This window comes from Trichococcus sp. ES5 (genome assembly GCF_900067165.1).
Classification (GTDB): Bacteria; Bacillota; Bacilli; order Lactobacillales; family Aerococcaceae; genus Trichococcus; species Trichococcus flocculiformis.
On record NZ_FJND01000016.1, the window covers coordinates 12,876 to 29,858 of the forward strand.

The window sequence follows — 16,983 nt, forward strand, 5'->3', positions numbered from 1 at the left end:
ATAAAAAAGGCTATAACTTTACCAGACTATTGTAACAAAAAAGTTCAGAAAAATATAGGATAGATAAAGTCTCTGCGGGAAAATCAATTCAAGATCGTCCTTCCCACTAAAAACGACCCGGCCATCCTGCAGATCAACAGGTGGCCGGGCCGTTCCTTTTCCGGTTTACAACGGATTCTTATTCGGTGTCCCGGCTTTTCTCGGGTAGGTTTTGGGTGTTTCTTTCGTTTTCTTGATTTTTACGATATGGCGTTCGCCTGCATCATTCGGCAGTTCAAAGAAAATATCCTCTTCGATTTTGCCGCCCAGTGTTGCGATGGCGCGATCTGCATCGCGAAGCTCTTCTTCCGTGCTGGCTGCTTTCATCGCGACGAAAGTGCCACCTTTTTTGACCAAAGGCAGACACAGTTCGCTCAAGACACTCAGTCTTGCAACCGCACGTGCCGTCACCACATCAAATTGGGCACGGAATTTCTTGTTCTGTCCGAAAGTCTCCGCACGGTCATGGAAGCAGGACACCCCCGTCAAACCTAATTCGGAAACCAAAGTCTCCAGGAAAGTGATCCGTTTGTTCAACGAGTCCACGATCGTCACCTGCAATTTCGGGAAAGCAATTTTGAGCGGGATACTCGGAAAACCGGCACCGGCGCCGACATCACAAAGGGTGACTTCCGCTTGGGTAAAATCCATATGGAAGCCCAGCGAAATGGAGTCATAGAAATGCTTCAGATAGACTTCATCCGGCTCAGTGATGGCGGTCAGGTTGATTTTCTCATTCCACTCGCGCAACAGGTGCAAATAAGTTGCGTATTGTTCGAGTTGCGTTTCATTCAAAAGGATCCCCTTTTCGGCAAGGGCTTGGGCAAATTGTTCTGGATTCATATTGTTTCCTTTCATCGTTGGCTTGGTGTGTTTTTCTACCTCTCTACTTTATCCTGAAAGTGCAGTCTGTACAAGGGCTAAATCAACTTTAAAGCCGCTGTCCAGAATAAAGGACAACGGCTTTTTCCAATCTATTTAAGCATCAAGCAGGCTTGTAAGAATGATTTCCAGTTCAACGAAGGAATTGGCGATGCGATTCGGATTTTCAGTACGCAAGGTTTGGGCGGAACTTCCCCCCCAAGTGATGCCGACGGTCTTAACGCCTGCCATTTTCCCCATCTGCATATCATAAATGGTATCACCGATCATCACGGTCTCTTCTTTCGCCATCGGGACTTTCTCGCAAGCGGTGAAGATGCCTTCCGGATTCGGTTTGTGTTGATTCATGTTATCCAATCCGATGACCACTTCCATCAGGTCCAACAGATCCACTGCAGCAAGGCTGCGCAACAAAGCCTTGGTTGCTTTGTTGGAAATCACGCCCAGATGATGTCCGTTCCCTTTCAGCTCCATCAAGGACTCCCGCGACAGATCGTATGGTTCCAACAGCATATTTTCATACTTCTCATATTTGTCCCAAAAAACTTCCATCAGCTTATCCAGCTCGACCGGAGATAGAGCATATTGCTTTAGATAGCCGGTAAACTTCACAAAATGGGGCTTTCCTCTATCCTCACGCAGTTGCTCAGGGGTTGGAGCGGGATAGCCGAAATGTTCAAATGTATCCATTGTAGCCATTTCGCTAATTTTGCATGTTTCTGCCAATGTACCGTCAAAATCGAATAATAGTAATCCCATCTTCCATCTTCCCTTCGATCGCAAATATGAACCGGATGCGGACCATAGAGGTGACCTCTACTTTCAACGCAGACGCTCAAAAATTCTGAATGTTCACTATAATCAAAATTATAACAAACAAAAACGACAGAATAATGAGGTTTTATTTAGAATTTGGAAAGAAATACCTATTTTTAACCCTATAAAACCAGATATTCACGAACATTAGAAGGAAAGATAATTATAAACGTACTGATTTTGAACCTCCAATGCTTACCCGTTGTGGTCTCCATCTGTGGACAGGGGTAATTGACGGAATATCAAAATTTGCGTATGCTTTTGAGTAAATCCAGAAAGGGAGTTGGAAGCGAAATGGCACAGAAAAAAGAACTGCGACGCCAATTTGAAGCGGTCCCGGTTGAAGCCGGTATCTACGAAGTAAAGAACACGGAAAATCAAAAGATTTTCATCGGCAAAACCCCGAACCTGAAGACCTTGAACGGCATGAAACATATTTTGAACATGGGGGCGAACAACAATAAGGAACTCCAAGCCGATTGGAACCAATTCGGGCAGGAAGCCTTCACCTTTACGATTTTGGAAGTGCTAGAAAAGAGCGAGGACCCTTCCTTCAACGAGAAGAAGGCCTTGGGACAACTGGAGGGAAAATGGCTGAGCGACAAGCAACCTTTCGGGGAACGCGGCTACAACCGCAAACCTAAAGCCTAAAAAAGAAAACAAGCGCGCTCGCGCCTGTTTTCTTTTTTAGTTGATGCGGTAAGCGTGATTGAGCGGGCCGCTGCCCTTGCCCAGATCCAGTCCGTCACGCAGTGCGCCGGTGATGTAGGCTTTGGCTTGGCGGATACTCGCTTCCATTCCGTGACCTAAAGCCAGATTCGCGGCGATGGCCGAGGAAAGCGTACAGCCGGTGCCATGCGTATTCGAGTTTTTGATCCGTTCCGACTCGAACCAACTAACTTTCCCGTCCATAAAGAGCAGATCGTCGGCGCTGTCCTTGAGATGGCCGCCTTTCAGGAGCACGCTAGTCCCCGCTGCTGAAGCGATGCGCTCCGCCGCAGCCAGCATATCCGCCTTCCTCTCGATTTTGACACCGCTCAATGCCTCTCCTTCCGGCACATTCGGGGTGATCACATCAGCCAACGGCAACAGCAGCGTCCGCAAAGCTTGGCTGGCATCGTCCTGCATCAGGCTGCTGCCGCTTGTGGCCACCATGACCGGGTCCACGACGATATTTTCCGCTTTGTATTCGAACAGCTTCTCCGCAATGACTTTGATGATTGCGGCGTTCGACACCATGCCGATCTTCACCGCATCCGGCCGGATATCCTTGAAGACGCAATCCAGCTGTTGCGCCACAAATTCGGGTGTCACTTCCATGATTCCGGCCACGCCTGTTGTGTTCTGTGCCGTCAGCGCTGTAATCACGCTCATCCCATAGACTTTATGCGCCATCATCGTCTTCAGGTCCGCTTGGATGCCCGCTCCGCCGCTACTGTCCGACCCGGCGATCGTCAATACTGTTTTCATGTTTTTATCATCCTTTCCAATCCGAAAATGAATAGATGTACTTCTCCGTCAACGCTTCGATGCGCTCCCTATCCTGTGCCGCCGTCTCATCATAGACGCCGACTACCCGAAAACCGGCTGCCGTTGCCGTTTCGATGGCGTGCAGGGCATCCTCAAAGATGACGGTCTTCGTGAGGGGAGCCCCGAGATGTTCGAACGCCCGCTGATAAATGAGCGGATTGTCTTTGCCCGTCTTTACTTCACTGCTGGTCAGGATAGTGCTGAAATAGTCCCGGATGCCCAAACGTTCCAAGGCGCTCTCGGCTAAATTTCTTTCGGTCGCGGTGGCGATGCACATTTTCACATTCTGCTCCTGCAAGGTCTGCAGATATTCCGCGGCGCCGGCTTTAAGCGGGACTTCATGACGGTAAAGATCCGCAATCAGCATCTCGATTTCCGTAAGGATCGTCGCTTCGGTTTCATGCAATCCGTATGCTGCACGAAATTGTTGTGCAGCTTGCGTGAGGCTCATCGTCTTCAAGGCATCCTGCAAGCCAGGAGCCGGCTGCAGCTTTTTCTGAAGCAAATACTTTTCTCCCAATCCTTGCCAAATCGGCATGGAATCCAGCAACGTCCCGTCCAGATCGAAGATGACTGCTTCCAGTTTCATGGTTGCACCATCGCTTCGGCTAACGGGCGCAGTCTCTTCACAGCCGCGGTTATATCCGGCTGCGCAAAGATGGCGGATACGACGGCAACCCCGTCGATGCCGCTGCCGTTCAGATTGAGGATATTCCCTTCAGCAATGCCTCCGATCCCCACAACGGGTATGCTCACCGCCTGGCAGATCTGCTGCAGCGTCTCGATCGATAGCGTATTGGCATCCGGCTTCGTTGCTGTACCGTAGATGGCACCGACGCCCAGATAATCGGCCCCGTTCCGTTCGGCTGCCAGCGCCTCTTCGACGGAATGGGCAGAAACACCCAGGATTTTCCCCTCGCCGATCCGGCTGCGGACATCTCCCGCCTGCATATCGCTCTGCCCCACATGTACACCGTCCGCGTCCAATGCCCAGGCCACATCGACCGCATCATTGATGATGAAGGGAATGCGGTGGCGTTTGGCCACAGCCTGCAGTTCCTTGCCAAGGGATACAAAGGCATCAAAATCCAGTTCCTTCTCGCGCAATTGCACGACAGTAACGCCCGCCTGGATGGCTTCTTCAAGCTGTTCCGCCAAGGATGCTTCCCCCAGCCATTGGCGATCGGTAACCGCATAAAGCAGCAAATCGTTCTTATCTATTCTCAATTTTAGCGCCTCCTTCCAGTTTTTTGGCCGACATCTTGCTGATTTCATCGATGAGGTAGCTGCGATAGGATGAAGTCCCTGCCCCATTGCGGATCATCCTTTCATAAGCCAGCTCGCCGCTGACTCCCATCAGGCATACCGCTGCCGCGGTAGCATCCAGCAACTGCTCCGAGTTGGCTCCGCAATAGGCGGCGATCAATGCCGACAGCATGCACCCAGTTCCGGACACCTTCGCCATCTGCGGATGTCCGTTGCGGATGATGTAGGCTTTGTCCCGGTCCGCAACGATATCGATTGCGCCGGTGATCGCAATGACCGTCTCATTGCGGTCGGCCAAGCGTTTGGCGAAAGCGACCGTTGCCTCGAGCGTCTCCTCGGTCACGGCATCGCTGATGTCTGCATCGACGCCTTTCGTCGTGCCGCTGCCGGAATGGATCGTTTTCATTTCCGAAATGTTCCCTTTGATCACGGTGAAGGCAATGTCTTCCAGCAAGTTGAATGTCGTTTCAGTCCTGAAAGGGGGATGCTCCCGCACCGACCGGATCCAAAACAACGGGATGGGCGAGCGCATTGGCTTGGCGCCCTGCCAGCAGCATCGACTCCACGGCTCGGCTGTTCAAGGTGCCGATATTCAGATTCAGGGCGGTGCAGATGCTTGTGATGTCCGCGACTTCCTCGGGGGCATCCGCCATGATCGGCGACCCACCGGCAGCCAAGAGGGCATTAGCGACATCATTGACGGTGACGTAATTGGTGATGCAGTGGACCAGCGGCGTCTGTTGCTGGACATTTTCGAATAACGTTTTGAACATGAGGTACCTCCAAATAGTTTTTTTGCGACAAAAAAAGCGAGAAATGTCCGGATAGGCATTTCCCGCTGAATACAATCATTCAATGTTATTTCCCTACGTTGGCATTATCCAAATCAGGTAATCGGTCGAAGTTGATTACTTCCTCTCAGCCTGCTGACACAAGCTCCCTTTTTCGTATGTAATTTTGTAACTATCTTAACATAAGCGCCAGCCTTACTCAAGAATCATTTTTGCTGATTCTTTTTATCTTGATTGCGCATTCAGCCACTCGAAAATATTTGTATAAGTGGTTTCACCGACTGTCGCTGCAGCTGTTCCTCCGCCGGCAGCGTTGCTTGGTTCTGATCCGAATGTTTCAGTGTCGGCAGCAGCCGCGATCGCTTCCTTATCCTGGACGCCTGTCACCTGGTTATTGAACAAGTAGATCCAGGAGAAGTGGCCTAGGTAAGTAGTGCCCGGGCTGTCCGTTCCTTCGACTGTTTCGTAGTAGGACATCCAAGTGTTTTCCGCTCCGGCCTGGATGAGCGCCTGGTAAGTAGGCAGCATGTAATTCGCAGGGATGACAACCGAATCATCCGCGGATTGGACAAGCCAAATAGGCAAGTCTTTGATCGCCTGGATTTTTTCTGCTGTGAACCAAACTTGCTCGGTCTTCACAAAACTTGATGTTCCGGTAGCTTCATCATTCGTTTTCACGTACGTGCCATCGCTGTTGCGCTCGTATTCATAGTAAGCATACGCCTCGCAGACCGGATAAGCCGCAGCAAAATATTCCGGGTATTGGATGACCATATTCATGGTCATGTAGCCGCCGTTCGAGCAGCCTCCCAAATAGATGCGATCGGTATCGACATCCGGATGCGCAGCTACATAATCATTGATGGTATCCATCAAGATTTCGGTGTATCTGGAGATGCCGCTGCCGTTGCCGTTCGTTCCGTCCCCTTCGTCCATCCAATAGGTAGGCGCTTGGACAGCCAACACGTAAGCTCCGGTCACGTCGTCAGTTTTGAAATAGGACTGGATCTCCTCTTTTGCCAACGCCGATACTTCATTTCCAAGGATTGCGATGTCGGGATCTGTTCCGCCTTCACCTTGACCGTGCAGCCAGATGACCAACGGGTTCGCTTCCCCTTCGGCAAGTTCTTCCGGTTCATAGGCAGCTATCGAAAGCGTCAATTCCTCTTCTTGATCCGTCATCGGATTCACGTAGGTGCCGCTGAAAGTTCCTCTGGCGGTGAACAAATCCGTATCCGGGGAGATGCGGTTGTTCACGGCATCCTCCGTGATGCTCAAAGAGTAGGTTTCATCCTCGATCGTGACGGAAGGAGCAGCGATTGCGACCTCATAAGCTGGAGACCACTCATTCATCGATGTCGTCGTATTGTAGGTGAACGGGGATCCGATCACACTGAAGGTTTCATCATTAAAACCGGTCTCCATATCGATCGCGATGAAGTTTGAATTCTCCTGCGGGTTCCCGTTTTCATCGGATGTATAGACGTCCGTCACCGTGCGTTCCGATCCGGCCGTCATGACCTGCCAGCCGCTAGGATCGACACTGTCGACCGCATCCTCCAGTTCGATGATGAGCTTCGGTACGCCCGGTCCTCCTTCATATCCCTTCACATAGATGCTGGTCTTCACGACGCCAGCATAGGCATCGGCTGATTGCACGCCTTCTTGCTGGTCTGAATCCTGTTGATCCACCGATTCTCCGGAACCGCAACCGGCAAGCAAACCTGCCGTTATCCCTAATGTAAAAATAGTGCTGAATGTCTTACGTCTCATTCCCTAATCCCTCCATATCCCTTTTGTCCATCCAAACAGGCAATACCCCACCCCTGCCGTAAAACGGTTTCATTCCATCCTAGGCTAAATGGGTAGCGCTTTCCCTATTTGCTATTTTAGGGAATTTCCAAAAAAAATAGGGGCGATTTGTACCCAAATTATGGGCGGATTATGCCTTGTTCTCGTCGCGGTAGCGCTTCGGCGTCAGGCCATATTTGTTTTTGAAGGCTGCAGAAAAGGATTTCTGATTCGGAAAGCCGCAAGCATCCACGATGTAACGGATGTTTTTATCCGTGAACATCAGCAGTTTCACGGCTTGGTTGAGCCGCTGTTCGACAATATAGCTGTGGATCGTGCTGCCGGTTTCCTTTTTGAACAACCTGCACAGATGCGTATAGGAGAGATGGAAAGCCACGGCCAATTGATCCAGCGCCAGATCCTTTTCCAGATTCTCATCGATGTGTTCCGTTATAGCCGATATCAGCGGCAACGAGGAGCTGCCTCTGTTCTGATCTGTTTTCGGGACAGAAAAGTGCGTGTCCAAAAGAAAGAGGATCTGATACAACATCCCTTTCAGTAAAAGTCTGGCTTTTTCGGCGCCGTCGCTTTCCATTACGACAAAGTACCGGTCCAACAAGCCACGCAGTTCAGCCAGTTTCTCTCTTTGCAGATCCGAATAGGCAAGCCGGTTCGTCAGGCGGAAGCTTTTGTTGTCGTAATCGGGTATCTCGGATTTGATGAAGGCATACGGGAAAATGAGCGACAAAGCTTTCGTCTGATTATGCTCGTCCCAGATGGAATGGACTTCATTTGAATTGATGACCAGGATGTCTCCGGCATTCGTTTCGTGGACGATCCCACCGATCGTGAATTCACTGATTTTTCCGGACATCGTATAGCTGATTTCCAGTGATTTGTGCCAATGGGCAAGGACGCCGGAATCCTTCCGCTCGTTGTGAAAAATGTAGAACACGGGGAGTTCCGGATCCGATTCGATGATTTCATGATGATAACGCATCTGCTGTGCCTCCTATCCTTGTTGATTCGGCTCCCAAAGACACTTGCTCTGTTTGCGCCTCTAAAGCTCAAGCTCCATTATACTATAATTTTTTATGCGGCAATTTCACTTTTTTGATAGTTCATTGAGGGAAAAAAAAACTGTAAACGCCGTTATGAGATTATTTTGCATAAAAATATACCAAATAAACATCAGCATATATATTTCACATGAATATAATTGTGATACAATCAACACAAGTCATTAGAAGTAACGGGTAGCACACTAATAAAAAAGCATTGTGGAAGTATATTTCTTTCTTTGTAGACTAATTTAGAGATGAGGGGCTGATTGGAATGAATTTTCTTAAAAATAATGTCATTTCCGTTATGTATTTAGTTTTGTTAAGCACTCTGTTTATGCCTTGGATTCTGGTTCCAGATTCAGAAACATTCACGGTTCTGCCTGTAACGGGTTTTCGCTTCCTTTCGGATAATCTTCTGATGTTGATTTTGATTTTTTTAATTATCTTTACCTATGTTTTTTCACTCAAATCCAATGGCCTGAGCATCCTGATTTTGTTGGAACTGGAACTCATCTTTCTGGCAGCACTTTTGTTGGCACCTGCTGTTACCCAGGGATTAGCATTTTTTTCAGGAGTGAAATATGGATATTTTATCATGTTAATCATTTTGATCACTCTTGCTTTTTACAACTACCTATTCATTGCAAAACATATTCAGAAAAGAGAGAATGGTTAGTCTATCCTTTTTTAGATTAGAGCAAAAAAAGAAGCAGAACGCCCATATTAATAGGCGTTCTGCTTCTTTAATTTTACTCTGAAACTTTGGCGATTTTCCCTTGGGTCACGTAGACCATCAATACGGAAATATCGGCTGGATTGACGCCGCTGATCCGGCTTGCTTGGGCAATTGTTTCCGGTTGGATCTTCTTCAGATTTTGTTTGGCTTCATTGGCGATTCCGTTGATTGCATCGTAATCGATGTTCACAGGGATGCGTTTTTCTTCCATCTTCTTCAGCTTGTCCACTTTTTCGACTGCTTTCTTGATGTAGCCGGCATATTTGATCTGCACTTCTACTTGCTTGATGACCTCTTTCGGCAAAGCTTCTTCAAGCGGAGCAAAAGCGATCAGACCTTCATATTTCAGTTCTGGACGCTTCAAAATATCCGCAAACAGAATGCCATCCTTCAGCGGAGCGGAATTTTGTTCCGCAAGGAAAGCCTGCAGCTCTTCAGTCGGTTTCAGGCGCGTACTTTCGAGGCGGGCGATTTCCTTTTCGACAGCCTGTTTTTTCTCAAGGAATGAGGCGTAGCGTTCTTCCGTCACCAAACCGATTTCACGGCTCATTTCGGTCAAGCGGAAGTCGGCGTTATCATGGCGAAGCAACAGACGGTACTCAGCGCGCGAAGTCAGCAAGCGATAAGGCTCCATCGTCCCTTTTGTGACCAAATCATCGATCATGACGCCGATATAGCCATCGCTGCGCTTCAGGATGAAAGGTTCTTTGCCTTGCACAGCCAGTGCGGCATTGATGCCGGCGATGATGCCTTGTCCGGCAGCTTCTTCATAACCGGACGTACCGTTCGTTTGACCGGCAGTGAATAAGTTCTTCACCAATTTTGTCTCCAAGGAAAGGCGCAACTGATGCGGTTTTACGACATCGTATTCGATGGCATAGCCTGTCCGCATCATTTGGGCATTTTCCATCCCCGGAACGGAACGGATCAGATCAAGCTGAACATCTTCCGGCAATGAGGTGGACAAGCCTTGCACATAGACTTCTTCGTTTTCGCGGCCTTCCGGCTCAAGGAAGAGCTGATGGCGCGGCTTGTCGCTGAAACGGACGATTTTGTCTTCGATTGATGGGCAATAACGCGCCCCTACACCTTCCACGATACCCGTGAACATCGGCGCGCGGTGGAGATTGTCGCGGATGATTTCATGGCTTTCCGGGCTCGTATACGTCAGCCAGCAGGATAATTGATCTTTCAGATAGTCTTCATCTTTGGAAAGGAAGCTGAAATGATTCGGCTCAACGTCACCAGGCTGTTCCTCGGTTTTGGAATAATCGATGCTCGAAGCCATCACCCGCGGCGGCGTTCCGGTCTTGAAGCGCGCCAATTCAAATCCCAGATCAAGCAGATTTTCGGATAACTTGATGGAAGGCTGCGAGTTGTTCGGTCCGGATGAATAAGCCAAGTCCCCGATGATGATTTTGCCTCGGGAAGAGGTTCCGGCTGTGATGACGACAGCCCCAGCGCGGTAAACGGCGCCTGTATGCGTCACTACCCCTTTGACTTCACCGTCTTCTACGATCAGTTCCTCAACGATGGCTTGCTTCAACAGCAGGTTCTCCTGTTTTTCGATGGTATGCTTCATATGGTGGGCATAGTCATCCTTATCCGCTTGTGCGCGCAATGCTTGGACTGCAGGGCCTTTCCCTGTGTTCAGCATGCGCATTTGGATATACGTCTTGTCGATGTTTCGTCCCATCTCGCCGCCTAATGCATCAATTTCTCTTACGACGACACCTTTCGCAGGTCCGCCGATGGATGGATTGCAGGGCATAAAGGCGACCATGTTCAAATCGATGGTGACCAGCATCGTGCTGCACCCCATACGCGCAGCGGCAAGCGCCGCTTCGGATCCGGCATGTCCGGCTCCTACAACAATCACATCAAAACTTCCAGCTTCAAATCTGTTCATTTTTCCATTCCTTTCATTTATGCTATCTATTTGTTCTTATCGTTTTAGTTGAACTCTGAATCCTTTTAGAACGGTTCTGAATCCTAGAGTTCTCCGCCTAACGCTGTTCAGGCCCACGCAGCCAAAACCGGGCTGCTTAGTCCTGAACCTCGTTAGTGCTCAAACTCTGAGCTCAGGATTCATCACACACTGTTATTTCCCTAAACAGAACTGTGTAAATAGTTGGGTGAGGAGTTCGTCCTGGACGCTATCGCCGGTGATTTCTCCGAGCAGGTCCCAGCAACGGGTGAAGTCGATCTGGACGAGGTCGATCGGCATGCCTGATGCGATGCCGCTCAGCACTTCATCCAGCGAATCCATCGCATCGTTCAAGAGCGCGATATGGCGGACATTGGATACATAGGTTGCATCCGTCTCACCGGTTTCCCCGGAGAAGAACATCTTCGTAATCTGGTTTTCCAGTTGGTCCAGGCCGGTTTCGCTCAGCATCGATGTTTCGATGATTCTTTCAGGATCGCTCCAAGGTTCCAACTCATCGGTTGTCATTTTGGCTTCCAGATCCATTTTGTTCATAAGGATGATGCGGTTCATGTCCTTCGTGTCTTCCAGAAGCTGTTTGTCCTCTTCCGTCAGCCCTTCATTCTGGTTGATCAACAGAAGAATCAGATCGGCTTCGGCCAAGGCTTTCCGGCTGCGTTCTACTCCGATCTTTTCCACGACATCATCCGTTTCGCGGATGCCCGCCGTGTCGATCAGCTTCAATGGAACGCCTCTGACGTTCACGTATTCCTCGATCGTATCGCGGGTTGTGCCGGCGATGTCGGTCACGATGGCTTTCTCTTCACGCAACAGGCGGTTCAGCAAACTGGATTTGCCTACGTTCGGGCGGCCGATGATGGCTGTCTGAAGACCTTCGCGCAGGATCTTCCCTTGCTTGGCGGTATCCAACAAGTGCTGGATGTGTCCGCGCACTTCAATGGTGCGTTCCTTCAAGAGCTTCGTCGTCACTTCCTCGACGTCATCGTATTCCGGGTAGTCGATGTTCACTTCGACTTCAGCCAAGGTGTTCAGGATGATCTGACGGATATCCCGGATCATACCGGACAATTTGCCGTCCAACTGATGTAGAGCCACATTCATCGCGCGATCGGTCTTGGCACGGATCAAGTCCATGACCGCTTCGGCCTGCGACAAATCGATTCGGCCGTTCAGGAAAGCACGCTTTGTGAATTCCCCGGGCTCCGCCATGCGGGCGCCGTTCTGGAGAATCGTCTGCAGAATCCGGTTGACGCTCACGACACCGCCGTGGCAGTTGATTTCCACGACATCTTCGCGGGTGAATGTCTTCGGTCCGTGCATGACGGACACCATGACCTCGTCAATCATGTCGCCTGTGCGCGGATCATAAAGGTGGCCGTAATTGATAGTGTGTGTGGCGACATCAGCCAAGTGCTTCGTACCGGATCGGTATAAGGCATCGGCTATCTGGATTGCCTGATCTCCGCTCAAACGCACGATTCCGATGGCCCCTTCTCCTGGCGGCGTCGAAATGGCGGCGATGGTATCAAATTCATTTGTAATCATTCATTTTCATCCTTTCTCGGTCATTTCAGCGTACTTCAGCGTACAAAAAAAGCGCCCACTCCTCCCCTTCGTTCAAGCGGGAGGAAAAGCACTTTGACTGCAGTTCACTTTGGATATTCTTTTCAGCTTACTTTAAATAGATTTCTAGCCGATTATACAAGCAATGCGGGCGCAATGCAAGCATTTGACGGATGTTTTTTCATTTCATCATCAGATACAAAGCTCCGCCCGCCAACAGGAGGATGCTGTTGCGGATCAGCCAATCTGCAGGGCGATTTTCCCTGTCTGTTCGGCACTTTCCAGCCGTTGGAAAGCCTCCTTGAACTGCTCTGCCGGGTAAACGGCATCGACCACTGGATGGAGATCATGTTCCTCAACAAAACGGATCATCGCTTCATATTCTTCAAAACTCCCCATCGTCGAACCTTTCAGCGTGTACTGTCCGTAAAAGAATTTCCGCAGATCGAAGGTGACCAGATCGCCCGTCGATGAGCCGAAAGTCACGATGGTGCCGCCTCTGCGCACCGCATCCAGCGATTTGTCGAAAGTGGCCGCGCCGACCGATTCGATGACGACATCCACTTTTTCGCCGCCCATCGCTTCCACCCAATCCTCATCTTGCAGCAAGCCTTTTTCGGCTCCGTGCTGCAGCGCCATTCCCAATTTTTCTTGGGAACGGGAAGTGACGTACACCATAGCTTCAGCTGCCTTGGCGAATTGCAGCAGATAGTTGGCTACTCCGCCGCCGATGCCTGGGATCAGAACTTTCATGCCTTCCGATACGCCGCCTTTTGTGAACAAAGCCCGGTAAGCTGTCAAAGCGGACAGAGACAACACGCCGGCTTCTTCCCAAGACAGATGGGCCGGTTTATGGACAGCATTCTCTTCGGAAACAACGATTTCCTCCGCCATCGCCCCCTGCTCCGAACTCCCGAGGATCGTGAAATTTTCCGGTGCCGTATCGCTGTTCTTGCGCCAACCACTGCCGGGATAAAGCATCACTTCATCACCGATTTTGAAACGTGTCACCTCTGCTCCGACAGCCACAACGACACCGGCAGCATCCGATCCGATGACAACCGGATGCTTCTCATGGACTTGGCTCAAGGCAAAAAGGTCGCGATGATTCAGTCCCGCCACTTTGACCTTTATTTTGATCTCGAAAGGTCCCGCCGGCTGTTCCGCACGGTCTTCCCATTTCAAACCTTCCAGTCCGACTTTTCCGCTGTGAATCAATGTTTTCACCATATCGATCACTCCTCAAATGGATAGTTCTGTCAGATTCAGTATAACTTTTCCGGACAGAAATACAAAGAGGGAGACCCGAAGCCTCCCTCTCACTTGCTATTTTTCGGTAAAACGGATCGCTTTTGCTCCGATATCGGAACGATAGAACGTATGCGCGATCGGATTTGCACTCAAGTAACGGTAAGCTTTGTCTTGCGCGGCTTGGAGCGTTTCGCCTTGGCCAGCGATCAACAGGATACGACCGCCGTTTGACAATAGTCCTTGTTCGCCAGCCTTCACGCCTGCTGCATAGACGATGCAATCCGCATTTTCCTTATCCAGATCAGGCAATGGGATATCTTTCATCGGCGCTTCCGGATAGCCTTCAGCGGCAACAACGACACCCAAAGTGTAACGATCGGTGTACATTTCGATGACCGGATCTTTTCCGTTCAGGATGTCATCGATGACTTGCGCCAAATCAGATGCCATCTGATTCATGATGACCTGTGTTTCCGGATCGCCGAAACGGGCATTGAATTCGATGACGCGCAGCCCTTTGGCGGTGATCATCAAGCCGGCATAGACAACTCCCTTGAATGGGATGCCTTCAGCAACCATCGCCTCTACAGTCGGTTTTACGACCGTATCCAGCACTTCTTGAATCATAGCTTCGGATACTTGCGGTACAGGCGAATAAGCGCCCATGCCGCCCGTATTCGGTCCTTTGTCGCCGTCGTAAGCCCGCTTGTGGTCCTGTGCGACGCCTGAATAGTAATACTTCGCACCATTCGCCAGCGCGAACAACGAGAATTCTTCCCCTTCAAGGTACTCTTCGATGACGACTTTCGGTTTGCCGGCTGCATATTTGCCTTGCAGGAGCATGTCGTTCAGTGCATCCAGAGCCTCCGTCATCGTCATCGCGACAACGACGCCTTTGCCGGCCGCCAGACCGTCCGCCTTGATGACGATCGGAACACCATTGGCTTCCACATAAGCAACAGCTGCCTCATAGTCTTCGAATGTCTCATAGGCTGCAGTCGGGATGCCGTATTTTTTCATCAGGTCTTTTGCGAATTGCTTGGAGCATTCCAAGTCGGCCGCTTTTTTGCTGGGTCCGAAGACTTTCAGGCCAGCCGCTTCAAATGCATCCGTAACCCCTTCAAACAAAGGGATTTCCGGTCCGACGAAAGTCCAAGCGATGTTGTTGTCTTTGACGAATTGGATCAATCCTTGGTGGTCGTTTTCCGCAATGTCTACTAACGTGATGCCGTCCTGGGCCATCCCTGGGTTGCCTTTGGCGCAGTAAACAGTCTCCACCAACGGGCTTTGCATTAATTTTTTAGCGATGGCATGCTCGCGTCCGCCACTGCCGATTACAAGAAGTTTCATCTTTGAGATCCTCCAACCTTTTATATGAAGCTTGATATTGCCTATTAATCGAGTTCTGAATCCTTAGCAAAAAGTGCGTCAATAGCCTCGATACTCAAAATGCTAAAGACCTCAAACGTCGCACTGTGACGTTTGAGTGCCTAAGCTGTCAACTGCACACGGACAAAAAGCGTCCGCTTTGCGTTTGTCCTCTTAGTGCTCAGGGTCTAAACGGATTTTGTCATGGCTCTTGCGATGTTAATCGCTTAGAGACATGATACACTTGGTCGCTTGCGACCACAGTGCTTCCATCTATTGTTTTTAGTGTCTGAAGTGTCTTACGCTTGTTTTCAGCATCGTGATGCCGTATTTGTTTGCCATTTCGATCGAATCTTGGTCCTTGATACTGCCGCCTGGTTGAACGATTGCTTTGATGCCGTGTTTGGCAGCATACTCTACGCTGTCGTTCATCGGGAAGAAGGCATCACTCGCCAATACAGCGCCTTCGATAGCGTTGGCCGCTTCGGCTTGCTCGATTGCGATTTTTACGGATCCGACACGGTTCATCTGGCCTGCGCCGATGCCGACTGTCTGTTTGCTGTTTGCCAATACGATGGCATTGCTCTTCACGTGTTTCACAACTTTCCAAGCGAAATCCATTGCTTTCATTTCGTCTTCAGTCGGTTGACGTTCGGTCATGACCTCCCAGTTAGCAGGGACGTCTTCTGTGTTGATGTCTTGCGTCTGTTCCAACATCCCGCCCAATACGGAGACAAATTCTTTTCCGCCTGCTTTTGCAGCCGAGAAATCCAAAGTCATGATGCGGACGTTTTTCTTCTTGGACAAAATAGCTAAAGCCGCTTCCGTATAGCTTGGCGCTAAAACGATTTCCAGGAACATGCTGTTCAGTTTTTCGGCAGTCGCCACATCCAAAGGACGGTTCGCAACCACGATGCCGCCGAAGATGGAGACAGGATCAGCTGCATAGCAACGATCGAAGGCTGCATCGATGTCGTCTGCGATACCGACGCCGCATGGATTCATATGCTTGACGGCAACTACAGCGGGCTCGTCGAATTCGCGTGCGATACGGATAGCTGCATCAGCATCTTTGATGTTGTTGTAGGACAATTCTTTTCCGTGCAATTGGACCGCGCTCGCGATCGAGAACGGTACAGCCAATGGTTCTTGGTAGAAAGTCGCTGTTTGGTGGCTGTTTTCTCCGTAACGCAGGCTTTGTTTCAGATCATAAGTCACTGTCAATTTTTCAGGTTCGGTTTCGCCGACCACATTGGTCAAGTATTGGGCGATCAAAGCATCGTAGCTGGCTGTATGACGGAACACTTTTGCAGCCAAAGCTTGGCGTGTTTCGAAAGTCGTTTCGCCGGCAGCTTCCAATTCGGCAAGGACTTTTTCATAGTCGATCGGATCGGTCAAAACAGTTACGCTCGCGTAGTTCTTAGCCGCGCTGCGGAGCATGCTTGGGCCGCCGATGTCGATGTTTTCGATGGCATCAGCCAAAGTCACATCGTTTTTGCTGATGGTTTCTTTGAATGGGTACAGGTTGACGACAACGAAATCGATCGGTGCAATATTGTGCTCTTTCATGGCTTGCATATGGTCCGCAAGATCACGTCTGCCCAAAAGTCCGCCATGGATCAGTGGGTGCAACGTTTTTACGCGGCCGTCCATCATTTCAGGAAAGCCGGTTACATCCTCTACGGAAATAGTCGGCACGCCTGCCTCTTCCAAAGCCTTCTTCGTTCCGCCAGTTGAGATGATTTCGATTCCTTTTGCTGCTAATGCCTGCGCAAACGCTACTACGCCTGTTTTATCTGAAACACTGATCAATGCTCTTGTCACTGTGTGTCACTCCTTAAATTTATGATGGATTCATGCGGTTTTAACAAAAGGAAGGACTTCCGCAAGCGCGGAGTCCTCATCCATTTTGTTAGGCTATAGGAATTTATAAAATTG

16 protein-coding genes and 1 riboswitch are annotated in these 16,983 nt (G+C 49.9%); of the genes, 2 read left to right on the forward strand and 14 right to left on the reverse strand.

The window, feature by feature from the left end; translation table 11 throughout:
* Window positions 1–165 precede the first annotated feature (165 nt).
* Both rsmG and TES5_RS11275 read right to left on the reverse strand, forming a co-directional pair.
* Complete coding sequence (gene rsmG / locus TES5_RS11270; RefSeq protein ID WP_068562136.1) at window positions 166–882, reverse strand: 16S rRNA (guanine(527)-N(7))-methyltransferase RsmG; 717 nt, start codon at window positions 880–882, stop codon at window positions 166–168.
* A 135-nt stretch (window positions 883–1,017) separates the two neighbouring features.
* On the reverse strand, window positions 1,018–1,680 hold the full coding sequence (locus tag TES5_RS11275; protein ID WP_068562096.1) for an HAD family hydrolase: 663 nt from the start codon (window positions 1,678–1,680) through the stop codon (window positions 1,018–1,020).
* A 351-nt stretch (window positions 1,681–2,031) separates the two neighbouring features.
* Between TES5_RS11275 and TES5_RS11280 the strand changes: the two genes are divergently transcribed.
* A complete protein-coding gene (locus tag TES5_RS11280; RefSeq protein WP_068562097.1) occupies window positions 2,032–2,388 on the forward strand; it encodes a GIY-YIG nuclease family protein in 357 nt (118 codons plus the stop codon).
* A 36-nt stretch (window positions 2,389–2,424) separates the two neighbouring features.
* Here TES5_RS11280 and thiD read toward each other — a convergent pair whose 3' ends face one another.
* The 7 genes from thiD to TES5_RS11310 all read right to left on the reverse strand — a co-directional run bounded on the left by thiD (window position 2,425) and on the right by TES5_RS11310 (window position 8,115).
* Window positions 2,425–3,207, reverse strand: a complete 783-nt coding sequence (thiD, locus tag TES5_RS11285; protein WP_068562098.1) for a bifunctional hydroxymethylpyrimidine kinase/phosphomethylpyrimidine kinase — start codon at window positions 3,205–3,207, stop codon at window positions 2,425–2,427.
* A gap of 7 nt (window positions 3,208–3,214) precedes the next feature.
* Complete coding sequence (locus TES5_RS11290) at window positions 3,215–3,856, reverse strand: HAD family hydrolase (protein WP_068562099.1); 642 nt, start codon at window positions 3,854–3,856, stop codon at window positions 3,215–3,217.
* Window positions 3,853–4,494 (reverse strand): thiamine phosphate synthase, encoded by a 642-nt coding sequence (thiE, locus tag TES5_RS11295; protein ID WP_068562100.1) that lies wholly within the window; start codon window positions 4,492–4,494, stop codon window positions 3,853–3,855. Before thiE ends, TES5_RS11290 begins: the two co-directional genes overlap by 4 nt.
* Window positions 4,481–5,029 (reverse strand): hydroxyethylthiazole kinase, encoded by a 549-nt coding sequence (locus tag TES5_RS11300; RefSeq protein WP_232309365.1) that lies wholly within the window; start codon window positions 5,027–5,029, stop codon window positions 4,481–4,483. The genes thiE and TES5_RS11300 overlap by 14 nt, the downstream gene beginning before the upstream one ends.
* A complete protein-coding gene (locus TES5_RS15615; protein WP_232309366.1) occupies window positions 5,001–5,306 on the reverse strand; it encodes a hydroxyethylthiazole kinase in 306 nt (101 codons plus the stop codon). Before TES5_RS15615 ends, TES5_RS11300 begins: the two co-directional genes overlap by 29 nt.
* A 73-nt stretch (window positions 5,307–5,379) precedes the next feature.
* A riboswitch (TPP riboswitch) is annotated at window positions 5,380–5,486 on the reverse strand.
* Between the two features lie 63 nt (window positions 5,487–5,549).
* Entirely contained in the window at window positions 5,550–7,097 is a 1,548-nt protein-coding gene (locus TES5_RS11305; RefSeq protein ID WP_068562101.1) for a prolyl oligopeptidase family serine peptidase, read from the reverse strand.
* A gap of 169 nt (window positions 7,098–7,266) precedes the next feature.
* On the reverse strand, window positions 7,267–8,115 hold the full coding sequence (locus tag TES5_RS11310) for a helix-turn-helix domain-containing protein (protein ID WP_068562102.1): 849 nt from the start codon (window positions 8,113–8,115) through the stop codon (window positions 7,267–7,269).
* Between the two features lie 335 nt (window positions 8,116–8,450).
* Here TES5_RS11310 and TES5_RS11315 point away from each other — a divergent pair, with 335 nt between their 5' ends.
* Window positions 8,451–8,855: a hypothetical protein gene (locus tag TES5_RS11315; protein WP_068562103.1), complete on the forward strand. Its 405-nt coding sequence runs from the start codon at window positions 8,451–8,453 to the stop codon at window positions 8,853–8,855.
* A 73-nt stretch (window positions 8,856–8,928) separates the two neighbouring features.
* Here the strand turns inward: TES5_RS11315 and mnmG are convergent, their stop codons facing one another.
* The 5 genes from mnmG to purH all read right to left on the reverse strand — a co-directional run bounded on the left by mnmG (window position 8,929) and on the right by purH (window position 16,869).
* Entirely contained in the window at window positions 8,929–10,824 is a 1,896-nt protein-coding gene (gene mnmG / locus TES5_RS11320) for a tRNA uridine-5-carboxymethylaminomethyl(34) synthesis enzyme MnmG (protein WP_068562104.1), read from the reverse strand.
* Between the two features lie 192 nt (window positions 10,825–11,016).
* Entirely contained in the window at window positions 11,017–12,408 is a 1,392-nt protein-coding gene (gene mnmE / locus TES5_RS11325) for a tRNA uridine-5-carboxymethylaminomethyl(34) synthesis GTPase MnmE (protein WP_068562105.1), read from the reverse strand.
* A 255-nt stretch (window positions 12,409–12,663) separates the two neighbouring features.
* The gene (locus TES5_RS11330) at window positions 12,664–13,656 is read right to left on the reverse strand and encodes a zinc-binding dehydrogenase (protein WP_232309367.1); all 993 of its coding nucleotides are present in this window, start codon (window positions 13,654–13,656) and stop codon (window positions 12,664–12,666) included.
* Between the two features lie 96 nt (window positions 13,657–13,752).
* The gene (gene purD / locus TES5_RS11335; protein ID WP_068562106.1) at window positions 13,753–15,027 is read right to left on the reverse strand and encodes a phosphoribosylamine--glycine ligase; all 1,275 of its coding nucleotides are present in this window, start codon (window positions 15,025–15,027) and stop codon (window positions 13,753–13,755) included.
* A gap of 300 nt (window positions 15,028–15,327) precedes the next feature.
* Window positions 15,328–16,869 (reverse strand): bifunctional phosphoribosylaminoimidazolecarboxamide formyltransferase/IMP cyclohydrolase, encoded by a 1,542-nt coding sequence (gene purH / locus TES5_RS11340; protein ID WP_068562107.1) that lies wholly within the window; start codon window positions 16,867–16,869, stop codon window positions 15,328–15,330.
* Window positions 16,870–16,983 lie beyond the last annotated feature (114 nt).

Excerpts from the sequence above, each read along its gene's own strand:
- thiD (WP_068562098.1), bottom strand. The coding sequence starts at position 3,207 with ATGAAAACAGTATTGACGATCGCCGGGTCGGACAGTAGCGGCGGAGCG.
- mnmE (WP_068562105.1), bottom strand. The coding sequence starts at position 12,408 with ATGATTACAAATGAATTTGATACCATCGCCGCCATTTCGACGCCGCCA.
- TES5_RS11290 (WP_068562099.1), bottom strand. The coding sequence starts at position 3,856 with ATGAAACTGGAAGCAGTCATCTTCGATCTGGACGGGACGTTGCTGGAT.
- TES5_RS11315 (WP_068562103.1), top strand. The coding sequence starts at position 8,451 with ATGAATTTTCTTAAAAATAATGTCATTTCCGTTATGTATTTAGTTTTG.
- purD (WP_068562106.1), bottom strand. The coding sequence starts at position 15,027 with ATGAAACTTCTTGTAATCGGCAGTGGCGGACGCGAGCATGCCATCGCT.
- TES5_RS11280 (WP_068562097.1), top strand. The coding sequence starts at position 2,032 with ATGGCACAGAAAAAAGAACTGCGACGCCAATTTGAAGCGGTCCCGGTT.
- rsmG (WP_068562136.1), bottom strand. The coding sequence starts at position 882 with ATGAATCCAGAACAATTTGCCCAAGCCCTTGCCGAAAAGGGGATCCTT.
- TES5_RS11310 (WP_068562102.1), bottom strand. The coding sequence starts at position 8,115 with ATGCGTTATCATCATGAAATCATCGAATCGGATCCGGAACTCCCCGTG.
- TES5_RS15615 (WP_232309366.1), bottom strand. The coding sequence starts at position 5,306 with ATGTTCAAAACGTTATTCGAAAATGTCCAGCAACAGACGCCGCTGGTC.
- TES5_RS11275 (WP_068562096.1), bottom strand. The coding sequence starts at position 1,680 with ATGGGATTACTATTATTCGATTTTGACGGTACATTGGCAGAAACATGC.
- TES5_RS11330 (WP_232309367.1), bottom strand. The coding sequence starts at position 13,656 with ATGGTGAAAACATTGATTCACAGCGGAAAAGTCGGACTGGAAGGTTTG.
- mnmG (WP_068562104.1), bottom strand. The coding sequence starts at position 10,824 with ATGAACAGATTTGAAGCTGGAAGTTTTGATGTGATTGTTGTAGGAGCC.
- TES5_RS11305 (WP_068562101.1), bottom strand. The coding sequence starts at position 7,097 with ATGAGACGTAAGACATTCAGCACTATTTTTACATTAGGGATAACGGCA.